Origin of the sequence: Citrobacter sp. Cb004, from assembly GCF_030337065.1 — a bacterium.
GTDB classification, from domain to species: Bacteria; Pseudomonadota; Gammaproteobacteria; order Enterobacterales; family Enterobacteriaceae; genus Citrobacter; species Citrobacter braakii.
Window position 1 is genome coordinate 460,523 of the sequence record NZ_JAOWCH010000046.1, and the last position, 11,422, is coordinate 471,944.

9 protein-coding genes are annotated in these 11,422 nt (G+C 37.6%); 4 read left to right on the plus strand and 5 right to left on the minus strand.

Features of this window, described 5'->3' with window-relative positions; genetic code table 11:
• Positions 1-5: 5 nt before the first annotated feature.
• Both OGV65_RS07440 and OGV65_RS07445 read left to right on the plus strand, forming a co-directional pair.
• Positions 6-1,916: a site-specific DNA-methyltransferase gene (locus OGV65_RS07440; protein WP_103929102.1), complete on the plus strand. Its 1,911-nt coding sequence runs from the start codon at positions 6-8 to the stop codon at positions 1,914-1,916.
• 2 nt (positions 1,917-1,918) lie between these two features.
• On the plus strand, positions 1,919-4,828 hold the full coding sequence (locus OGV65_RS07445; protein ID WP_222168142.1) for a type III restriction-modification system endonuclease: 2,910 nt from the start codon (positions 1,919-1,921) through the stop codon (positions 4,826-4,828).
• Between the two features lie 450 nt (positions 4,829-5,278).
• Here the strand turns inward: OGV65_RS07445 and OGV65_RS07450 are convergent, their stop codons facing one another.
• Together OGV65_RS07450 and pilV are read right to left on the minus strand one after the other, a co-directional pair.
• Positions 5,279-5,455, minus strand: a complete 177-nt coding sequence (locus OGV65_RS07450; RefSeq protein ID WP_172862887.1) for a hypothetical protein — start codon at positions 5,453-5,455, stop codon at positions 5,279-5,281.
• The gene (gene pilV, locus OGV65_RS07455; protein WP_172862886.1) at positions 5,456-6,985 is read right to left on the minus strand and encodes a shufflon system plasmid conjugative transfer pilus tip adhesin PilV; all 1,530 of its coding nucleotides are present in this window, start codon (positions 6,983-6,985) and stop codon (positions 5,456-5,458) included.
• A 182-nt stretch (positions 6,986-7,167) separates the two neighbouring features.
• Between pilV and OGV65_RS07460 the strand changes: the two genes are divergently transcribed.
• Positions 7,168-7,566, plus strand: a complete 399-nt coding sequence (locus tag OGV65_RS07460; protein ID WP_222168140.1) for an H-NS family histone-like protein — start codon at positions 7,168-7,170, stop codon at positions 7,564-7,566.
• A gap of 127 nt (positions 7,567-7,693) precedes the next feature.
• On the opposite strand, the gene OGV65_RS07465 is transcribed toward OGV65_RS07460, so the two are convergent.
• Both OGV65_RS07465 and OGV65_RS07470 read right to left on the minus strand, forming a co-directional pair.
• A complete protein-coding gene (locus tag OGV65_RS07465) occupies positions 7,694-8,047 on the minus strand; it encodes a conjugal transfer protein TraD (RefSeq protein ID WP_172862884.1) in 354 nt (117 codons plus the stop codon).
• A complete protein-coding gene (locus tag OGV65_RS07470; RefSeq protein ID WP_172862883.1) occupies positions 8,044-8,295 on the minus strand; it encodes a hypothetical protein in 252 nt (83 codons plus the stop codon). Before OGV65_RS07470 ends, OGV65_RS07465 begins: the two co-directional genes overlap by 4 nt.
• 917 nt (positions 8,296-9,212) lie before the next feature.
• Between OGV65_RS07470 and mobQ the strand changes: the two genes are divergently transcribed.
• A complete protein-coding gene (gene mobQ / locus OGV65_RS07475; protein ID WP_286454795.1) occupies positions 9,213-10,613 on the plus strand; it encodes a MobQ family relaxase in 1,401 nt (466 codons plus the stop codon).
• 77 nt (positions 10,614-10,690) lie between these two features.
• Here mobQ and OGV65_RS07480 read toward each other — a convergent pair whose 3' ends face one another.
• A complete protein-coding gene (locus OGV65_RS07480; RefSeq protein ID WP_047418154.1) occupies positions 10,691-11,341 on the minus strand; it encodes a hypothetical protein in 651 nt (216 codons plus the stop codon).
• Positions 11,342-11,422: the final 81 nt, after the last annotated feature.

An 11,422-nucleotide genomic window follows, 5' to 3' on the forward strand; every position in this document is an offset into this window, starting at 1 on the left:
TTAAAATGGATATGCAAAAAGAAACGATTTTTTCAGAAGTTGAAACCGCAAATAGTAAACAACTTTCTGTTTTAAAAGCTAACTTCCCACAGTGTTTTGATAAAAACGGGGCATTCATTCAAGATAAGTTGCTTGAGATCGTCAAGTCATCAGATGTTGAACTCTCTAAAGAATCATACAGCTTAAATTGGCTGGGTAAGTCCTATGCCCGTCTGTTGGCTAATTTACCACCAAAGTCGTTGGTTACCGAAGATAAAGATCATAACCGACGTGAAGAGAATAAGAACAGTCAGAATCTGTTAATAAAGGGGGATAATCTCGAAGTATTAAAGCATATGGTTAATGCTTATTCTGAAAAGGTTAAAATGATTTATATTGACCCGCCATATAACACCGGCTCAGATGGATTTTTATATAACGATGATCGTAATTTTACACCTGAACAGCTTTCTGAACTGGCTGTTATCGATCTTGATGAAGCTAGACGGATCCTCGATTTTACTGTTAAAGGATCAAGCAGCCATAGTGCGTGGCTAACTTTTATTTATCCTCGACTATATATAGCTCGTGAACTTTTACGTGATGACGGGATAATCTATATCTCCATTGATGATCACGAACATAGCCAACTAAAAATACTGTGTGATGAAATTTTTAGCGAGCAAAACTTTGTTGGAAATATAGTTAGAGCGACAGGTCAGACCACAGGACAGGACAGTGGTGGATTAGGAAATTCATTCGACTATATTTTAGTTTATACAAAGTCAAATAATATCGATCTTAGTGGCTTACCGTTAACTGACCATGATCTCAAACGCTTTCAGAATAAGGATGACATGGGCTACTATGCTTATGATCAAATGAGAAAAACAGGAAGTAATGATAAAAGAGAAGATCGTCCTAACATGTATTATTCCGTGCAAGATCCTGACGGTAATGAGGTTTTCCCAATAGCCTCTGCTGGCTATGAAAGTTGTTGGAGATTCAGCAAGGAAACTTATTTACAGCAAGTAAATAACAATATGATTTTATGGAAAAAAACCACTCGTAATGGACAAGAGGTATGGTGGCCATACGTTAAATATTATGTTGAAGGGAGAACTAAACGTCCATCACCTCTATGGACTGAATTAGAAGGTAATAAAAAGGCAGCAAGGGATCTTCGCTCATTATTTGATGGAAAAAAAGTCTTTGATTTTCCAAAACCACTTCAAGTAATACAGAATCTGATACATATAGTGCCTAATGCTTCAAAAGATGATCTAATCTTAGATTTCTTTGCCGGGTCGGGTACAACCGCACATGCAGTAATGGCTATGAATGCTAACGACGAAGGTAATAGAAGATTTATTTCTATACAAATCCCAGAACAAACATCTCAAACATCTGAAGCACATGAGTTAGGCTTTAAAAACATCTATGAATTAACAAAAGAACGACTTTCAAGAGCATCCCAAAGAATTAAAAAAGAACATCCTGATTTTAACGGTGATCTGGGATTCAAAATATTTGAAACAGTCAATGATTTTCGTACTAAAGATGAGTCTGAACTTACGCTGTCTAATCATACTTTTTTTGATGATGTTGTATTGACTCCTGAGCAGTACGACACCTTATTGACTACGTGGTGCCTGTATGATGGCAGCTTACTGACAACACCAATTGAAGATGTTGATCTCAATGGCTACAAAGCGCACTTATGCGATGGACGGCTATATCTGATTGCGCCGAATTTCAGTAGCGAAGCACTGAAAGCTTTACTTCAAAAGCTGGATTCAGACAAAGACTTTTCCCCTAACAAAGTTGTGTTTTATGGCAGCAACTTCGAAAGTGCGAAACAGATGGAACTCAATGAAGCACTGAAAAGTTATGCTAATAAAAAATCTATTGATTTAGATTTGGTTGTAAGGAACTAATCATGTCCAAAGGGTTTACATTCGAAAAAAACTTACCCCATCAAAAAGCTGGCGTTGATGCGGTCATGAATGTTTTTGTTTCCGCCATGCAACATCAGACGGATCATGTTGCCATCCGCCTGTTAGCTAATCCGGAACTGAATCTATCTGAACAACAATACTACAACAACATAAAAAATGTTCAGGAGTTCAATGGTATTGAGCACTCAAAAGATAATTACGATGCTAAAAGCAACGTCATTGACGTTTCTATGGAGACAGGGACAGGTAAAACATATACCTACACAAAAACTATTTTTGACCTAAACAAATCTTTTGGCATTAATAAATTTATTATTATTGTTCCTACACTTTCAATTAAAGCTGGAACAGTTAATTTTTTAAAAAGTGATGCTTTAAAAGAACACTTCCGAGATGATTACGAGCGTGAACTTAAGACTTATGTAGTTGAGAGTCAGAAAAACTCTGGTAAAAATACAAAATCGTATATGCCTCAAGCTATCCATGATTTTGTTGAAGCTAGTAATTTCAATAAGAAATATATACACGTCCTTGTGATCAACTCAGGAATGATCAACTCCAAGTCTTTAACTGACACTTATGATGTTGGTTTGCTTGATAATCAGTTTGATACGCCATTTGCTGCTCTTAGTGCGGTTAAACCATTTATTATTATTGATGAACCTCATAAGTTCCCTACAGCTAAAAAAACATGGGAAAATATTGAGAAATTCAATGCTCAATATATTATTCGTTATGGCGCAACCTTTAGTGAAGGCTATAAAAACTTAGTTTATCGCCTGACAGCCGTAGATGCATTTAATGAAGATCTTGTTAAAGGTATTGATGCTTACATTGAAGATATTGTTGGTGATGGTAGCGCCAACCTCAAGTTCGTAAAATCTGACGGTAAAGAAGCCATTTTTGAGCTTACCGAAAATGGTAATAAAAAAACTTTCAAGTTAGCAAAAGATGAATCGCTATCGAAAACACATAGCGCAATTCATGATTTAACACTCGATGCGTTGAATAAAAGCACTGCAGTGTTGAGTAATGGTATTGAACTAAAAATTGGTAGTTCAATAAACCCCTACTCTTACGATCAGACGCTCGCTGATAACATGATGCTTAAAGCTGTCAAAGAACACTTTAAGTTAGAAAAAGAGTATCTGACACAAAGACCACGTATAAAGCCTCTTACTCTTTTCTTCATTGATGACATTGAAGGCTATCGTGATGGTAATGATATTGCCGGAAGCCTGAAAACTAAGTTCGAAGAATACGTTATGTCAGAAGTGAATGAACTTTTAAAAACAGAGAAGGATGAGTTTTATAGGAACTACCTTGAAAAAACTGTTAAGGATATAGCCTCTGTTCATGGTGGTTATTTTTCAAAAGATAACAGTGATAAAGATGATAAAATTGAGCAGGAAATCAACGAAATTCTTCATGACAAAGAGCTTTTATTATCTTTAGAGAATCCTCGCCGTTTCATTTTCTCTAAATGGACGTTGAGAGAAGGCTGGGATAACCCAAATGTCTTTCAGATTTGTAAACTCCGTTCGAGCGGTAGCACCACATCTAAACTTCAAGAGGTAGGGCGTGGTTTGCGTCTTCCTGTAAATGAATACATGTGCCGTGTGAAAGATCGCAATTTTACTCTGAACTATTATGTTGATTTTACGGAAAAGGATTTTGTCGATTCTCTTGTCAAAGAGGTCAACGATAGCTCCTTCAAAGAAACTGTTCCAAGTAAGTTTACTCAAGAGCTTAAGGATAAAATCCTATCTCAGTATCCTGATCTTTCATCCAGAACACTCATGAATGAAGTTTTTGATGATGAAATCATTGATGATAATGACAACTTTAAAGATTCTGACTCTTATACTCGATTAAAAGGTAAATACCCTGCGGCTTTCCCGGCAGGAGTGAAACCAAGCAAAATCAAAAAAGCCACAGTTGGGAATAAACGCACTAAAATGCGTGTTGGCAAGTTCAGTGAACTTAAAGAGTTATGGGATTTGATCAATCAGAAAGCGGTGATTGAATATAAAATAAATAACGAAAATGAATTCTTATCTATTTTCAAGTCATTTATGCTCGAAGAAAAAGAAAGATTTACTAAATCAGGCGTTCATACTCGTATTGATAGAATTTACATTCATAATGATATGGCAATGTCTAAAAGTATCATCAGTGATGATGATAACTTTGCTAAACTCAACACAATGAACTATCGAGAATTTCTTGATAACTTATCACGAACTATTTTTGCTAAACACGATACTTTGCATAAAGTATTTTGTGATATAAAAGATACTATCAATATTACTGACTACCTTAACATTCAGACAATTAGAAAGATTAAATCTGGCTTTAGCAAATATTTGTTGAACAATTCATTTAACAAGTTCAGTCTTGGCTACAATGTAATTTCAGGTTCTATTCATCCTACAAAATTCACTAATGCTGACGGCAATCCTCTAAATGAGGTATTATCAAGTGATCTTGGTATATTGAATGACAACACAAAACCACCGTTGGATTCTTATCTTTTTGAAGAAGTCTTTTATGACTCAGAGCTTGAAAAGCTCAACATAACAGATGGAGAGATCCAGTCTGTAGTTGTTTTTACAAAGATACCGAAGAACTCCATTAAGATCCCGGTAGCGGGTGGATACACGTACTCCCCTGACTTTGCATACGTTGTCAAAACAACAAAAGGTGATTGTTTAAACTTTATTATCGAAGCAAAAAATGTAGATGGCAAGGATAGCTTACGACTTGAAGAAGAACGTAAGATAAAACATGCACAAGCACTATTCAGTCAAATAAGTAAATCTGTCAAAGTCGAGTTTAGAACACAATTTGCTGCAGACAGCATAGCTGACCTGATTAAAAAAGTAGGATGATAACATTTTATAAAAAGAAAAGGGCCTTATGGCCCTTTTCTTTTCCCTTGAAGGGAACTCTCCATTGGAGAGAATATATATCCCCATACTTGGGGCAACTCAATCAGCCCATTGGGGCTGTAAACCACTCCCCATATATGGGGCAATCAGACACTTCGATGAAGTGCGTATTCTCAAGGAACACTTATTAGATATAATATTAAATATTGATTGTCAAATATATTTATCAAAATAAAAAATTATCATAACCAATCCAAATATGATCTCCCTCTCAAATAAACTGTCTGGAGGTTCAAACTAAGCTCCTGACGCCTCAATTAATAGTTAATCCAATATTTATGTTGTGCAATATAATACAATTAACCCCACCCCAGTTTCCTGTATATCCTGAAGAACCTGATTGGTTAGAATTCTCAGGTTTGTTGCCAATTATAGCCTAAGCTAATACACCTAAGCATTACCACCAACAGTTGCATCTCCAGTCAGGTGCAACATCCCAAAAGTTGTTGTATCTGCTTCTGTTATATTTATGAAATTATTTGCGTCCTGATCACCCATATTTAAATTACCAGTTATAGGTGATTCGCTATCACGGAAAAATAAACTATTAGTAATGCCGGTAGTCACCTAATTACATGTATATAATCTTCTATCTGGCTCTCTACAGTTACTTCCACCATTATTACATTCATTTCCTCGATATCTTGACACTTCTATTTGTTTTAAACGATTAGGGTCGTTTGGACAAGAACAACCTCCGGTATCTTTATTTGGAACATAACACTTCCCTTCAACAACAATAAACATCCTATTTACACTTCCGCCTCCTTCTTTCCATACACCATTAGTACAAGATAATATGGAACCATCAACTGCTCGCCCTTGCAAACCATTAGGAGAACATCCATTTCCAGCATAGGCCACTCCATTTAGATGAAGATACTCTCCAACTGTTGTTCTACCACCTGAGACAACCCCTCCAGCACCATAAACTTGCCCTGCGGCATCTATATTACCATTGGAATGAACATAATTTGAGTTGAGGTTCCCTGATGCCCACACATATGAAGCATTTACCGTTCCATTAGCGTCTATGTTTCCTGTTGATTTTACATAACCACCATATAATCCCGCCGCTGTTTGAATATTTTTACCTGCGTAAGCAGTTATGGTATTCGTGTCCGTCATATACCAACCGCCACCGTATTTCTGGAAGTAAATACCCCCATCTCCCATAGTTCTGAACCAGTTATTAGTATAGGTCTCACCTCTGGACGTTATGGTTGTTCCTGATACGGTATTATTAGAATTTAAATTACCATTGACTTGACCATTACCTGCTACATTCAAATCAGAGTTTAACGTTGCCACACCGCCAACGTCTAATGTTGATCCTATCGCTGCTGCCCCGCCCGTTCGTAATACCTCCGTAGTTGTGGTTCCTGCTGCTGTTATATTTCGGGCATTATTTATGTCCTGATTACCCATGTTTAAATTACCTGTCATAGGTAATGTGCCATCACGACGCAAATACACGGAGTACATAGAAGAATCGTATCCAACACGATACGCCAGAAGACCTGCTGCAGTAATATTATTGAAAGCTGATGATGTCGCGGTCCATGCACCCTGTAGACCTGATACTAAAGTCGCTGATTGCGTCATTCCGCTATCAATACCCGCTACCTGCATAGCCTTTCCTAACAAATCATAACGATATTTTCCACCTTCCAGCCAAGGTGATGTTGTTGTAATAAGACCATTGATAACAAAATTGGGAGAAGTCCCTGAACGTTTTAATACTATTTTGTAAGATGACTTTTGCATGTTAATGCCTGTATAGGCTACAGGTAGAAGCCCTTCATTTGCTAATGTTTGATATGTGATTTCGCAGCCGTTAGATGTACATGTTCTTGGCCCCGGATCATTTGACTGACTGCTACTTGACGAAAGTGTTGATAGTTTGTCATAGTGGATACTGATATAGCGATTTACAGCCTCTCCTATTTGCTTTATCTGATGTCCAACAGTATCAGCTATCATATTTTCTTGATTAGTTTTCATATCCTGAAATTTTATAAATGCCATCATACTACCTACACTCAACACTAAAATAAGTTCCAGTAATGAGAAGCCTTTCTTATTTTGTTTTTTCATTTTCATCGTCCTTTTTGTTTCACGTACATATCAATTAACAAAAATAAAACAGAGGTCAAGATTGGTTAAGATACAATCCATAAAAAACACTTAATAAAAAATTTTAAGAGGGGTAATTTTATCCATTATCGTCTTTTGTATGTTATCCTGCTCATGACCCTAAACATTCAGGATAAAAGATAATGACTGAAGCTATTAAAGCACTTAATAACATCCGTACCCTTCGCGCTCAGGCACGAGAAACAGATCTGGCTACACTGGAAGAGATGCTGGAAAAATTAACTGCTATTGTCGAAGACAGACGCCAAGAAGAATCACTTGCACTGCAACAAAATGCTGAACGTCAGGCCAAAATTGAAGCGCTTCGTGCACAACTGCTTGAAGATGGTATTGATCCATCTGAACTGCTGGGCAATCCTAAATCTTCCCGTCCGGCTGCTGTTCGTGCTCTTCGTCCTGCTAAATACAAGTACATTGACGAAAATGGTGATGAAAAGACGTGGACGGGTCAAGGTCGTACACCAAAAGCGATAGCTGCTGCACTAGAAGGTGGTAAAGCTCTTGAAGACTTTGCCATCTGAGTTTGGTTGTAATTTATTGCCACGGATGGCAGTAAAAATTGACTACCGCGCCCTCTGGGGCTTGGTCAACAGCTCTCCAGCCTAAAACAAGTTTTAAGCCTGAGAGCTGTTCGGACGTGAATTTATTTTATGGTCTGAATTTTTTGAGGACTCTTTCGATGTAGATTTTTCCATTTATTTTATACCGTTCGATATCATGTGTATGTAAGGATGGAACCTCCAACAACAAACCAAATAGTAATTGTTTATCTACCTCACTAATATCACAGTTTAAAACCTTGGCAACCTCTGCACCAAGAATTATTTTTTGTCGCGTGTTTTCTTTTTTGCTGTCTCTTTTCTCTTTTGCTTTAAGATAATTTAATTTATTTTGTGCGCCAGCAATTTTCTGCTCAAGGGTTTTCTTAATTTCCGATCTGCTTCTATCACTTTGAAAAATATTGCCAGTTAGATAGGTGTTTTTTATTTCATCATCACTCATTCTTTTCTCCACTGATGCCTATGGTTATAAGGAATATTACTTCTGAACTCATCATCTGAAATTGCTCGTTTGATTGATTTAATCCGGGAACGGAATTGTTTCTTTTCCTGTTTCTTTCTAAACTCAACTCTTATTTCTGTGATTATCTTTTCTGCTTCACTATACGCTTTTTCCAGATCGGTATAGATTCCATTATCAAGTAATCGCTTTGCCTCAAGATCGATGGCTTCATCGTTATTTTTATACATAAAACCTCCCTGTATTGATTTCCTGATTATGTATTAACACAATTTACAGATAAATCAATAAGTAAGGTGTTAAATCTTATCTGACAACCCAAATACTTATAAAGCCAATGTTAATAGTCCATAATGCAGCATTAACACAGATTAGTATTATTTCTGACTCACACAACTCACCGATACTCATATTCACCCCGTTTATTTTATGTTCTTATATTCTTTTATATTAAATAATTTACTTTGGCAAGTCATGAGTTTTATCGTGATAGTAATCTCTGATTAATGTTGCCTCTTTTTCCCTACAAAATAACAACTACCAGTAAAAATAAAGTACACACTAAGAATATAACAACACTATGCGCTAATATTCACTAACAACTTTGAACGATTCTCTCCGCGTTACTTATTTTTGTTTATCAGTGATTTTCATTTTATCTTTCGATTTTCCACTCTAATTTCTTATCCTAACCTGTGAATTGTGCAACAGGGAAAGCTACCAATATCTTTTGCTATTTTTCTATTTTAGTGGTTTCCCGCCTTGCGGCGGGATAAATTAATACTCTTCCTGTCCTTCGGACGCTATCAAAGGCCAATCCGTGTAATATCGAGGTATACTTCGCCCGCCCATCCATAGTGCGCCGCTTAATTCGGCGATTTGTTTTACAGCCATTCATATATTTAGTATTAATTAATAAAGGAAAGCCTTATACATTGCCGTTATTTTTGAGCCATTTATGGCGATAAAAAATAAAGCAATGCCCACTTACGCATTATCGCTTCGCTCTAATGCCGTGGGGTCTACCGACGGTTGCCTGCCGCAGGCTAAAACCGTTTCCTTCGGAAACAAAATCAAGGTCAACGTCAACCCCGGCGTTTTCCTTACGTAAAACGAAAAGCAGCATTTGGCATTGAGGAATACTTGGATGGCGATATACAGTTTTAAAATGGAGAACATCAGCAGAGGCGAAGGTCAGTCTTCGGTTAACTCTGCTGCATATCGTCACCGTAAAGTTTTCTTCGATAACAGAACGGGTGAAGTTTGTGGTCGCAAAACAGCACATAAAAAGGACCTTGCCTTTGCGCAGATTTTTGCACCTGAACATACCCCTCCTGCCCTGATTGTTGACAGTGAAACACTCTGGAATGCTGTCGAAGCCTCAGAGAAGAGAAAAGATGCCCGCCTTGCCAAAGAGTTTAAGATTGCCCTCCCCGCTGAGCTAACACCAGAGCAGAACATTGAACTCACTGCAGCTTTTGTTCTTGAGCACTTTACCAAGCAAGGCATCATTGCCGATGTTGTTATTCACGATATTAATGGTCATAACCCGCATATCCATATAATGGGAACCACCCGTGAGGTTCTTTCTACCGGCTTTGGTAAAAAGGTCCGTGAGTGGGACAAGCCTGAAACCCTTGATAGCTGGCGTAAAGGCTGGCAGGACATCTGTAATGGGTTCCTTGACCTGTATGGTCATGATGAACACATCGATCACCGTTCTATCAGGGTTCAGTATGAGGAAGCCCTTGAACAGGCTACGGCTGCTGCTACAAACGAAGAGAAAGCAATCTGGCTGGCTAAAGCTATTGAAACAAACCGCGATCCAATACTTCATATTCCTCGTGACCGCTGGGGCACTGTTGCCGCTCAGGAACAACGTGCTGCAGAGCAAGCGATACGTGATGAGCTGAAAAAAGAAGCTGACGAAGCCTACTTTACCTTTAAAGATCTACCATTAGACATCGTGGTTGATGTTGCCAGCTTTAGGGTTCATGCACTGGCTGAACCTGAAGAAATTGTTATCCCGGATAATACCGGGAGAGCTTCATCTTCAGACTCGCAAAAACCTGTTCTGGTTGCCCCTGCACCTCATACACGCACTACACTGAAAAACCCATCCTCTTTAACAACAAGAGCGATTAAACGCGCTCCTGTTAAAGCTAAGAGGAAGAATGTTGAACCACGTCAGGATGGGATTTTCAAACGTTTCACACTGTTGGTAGTCGGATATATAAAAGATAAATTCGTCTGGGCCAGAAAGAAACCGTCCCCTGTTTCAGTGGATGCTGAACATGATAAACGTATCGCTGAAAACTATGTCTTTGATGAGGTTCATGGCATCTATGTGCCACGCGCTGAGTATGAAAGACGTGCCAGATTTAACAAGGATGACTATAAACCAACACCTGATGAGGTCAGGCGTTTTCCAAGTCGTCCTAAACTCGATCAGACAGAACATAATATTAGTCTAGATCTAATTACTCCCATACAGTCTGAAAGCAAAAGAAAATATATACCGCGTTTAAAACCGCCAAATCATAGATAACAAGAAAAAAGAGATAATAATTACATCCAATATCTCCTTTTTTCATGGCATGTGTTATTAAAATAATAAATTGCTACTCAACCATTTTTAAATTGTGAAACAGCCATAATAAAATCATCTTCCCATCGCTGCGTTCTGATTGTTCTAGGGTGCGGCGCTCTAAGCGTATACTTCGGAAGATCTGGATGATGTAATCTTGAAAAATGTTTCTTTGGCAATCCATCAATATTATTGAAAACCAGATCTTGGTATAAACCTTTCAGTCTTTTATCATACTTGTGATTTGTAAAAAATATACATACATCGGGCTTAAGAATACTAATTTCTTCTTTAACTAGATAGTCTAGCGAAGCAATATCCTGTGCAAGTTCCGTTCGATCTGGTGAGCCGCAATCAACATCAAATCTATTAAGATTTGACCACGCAATAGCATATGGCTCAATACTTAGTGATCTTTCCACTTTCCTAATTACATTCCAAAAAGCACTACTATAATATGATGATCCAAAATTAAATTCTTGATACGTAGCTCTTTGAGCTGCTATAGAGGGAGATTTATTCCAGCCAAACGTCTCCTGCCCCACAACCATCAGCTTTAATTTCTGAGATGAATAATTACTGATATTTAAAAGAAGTGGTCCATGTAGATTTTTATCTGAATGCTTTTTACTGTACTCATTAAGAATATTAATGTTTTTGATGTATAGCTGATTAAGTCTATCATTCATTTTATTCACTATAAAAACTCCAGTAAATGAAACACGACACCACTAGCATTGAACATGGTAAACTTGTAGATAAAAACCACA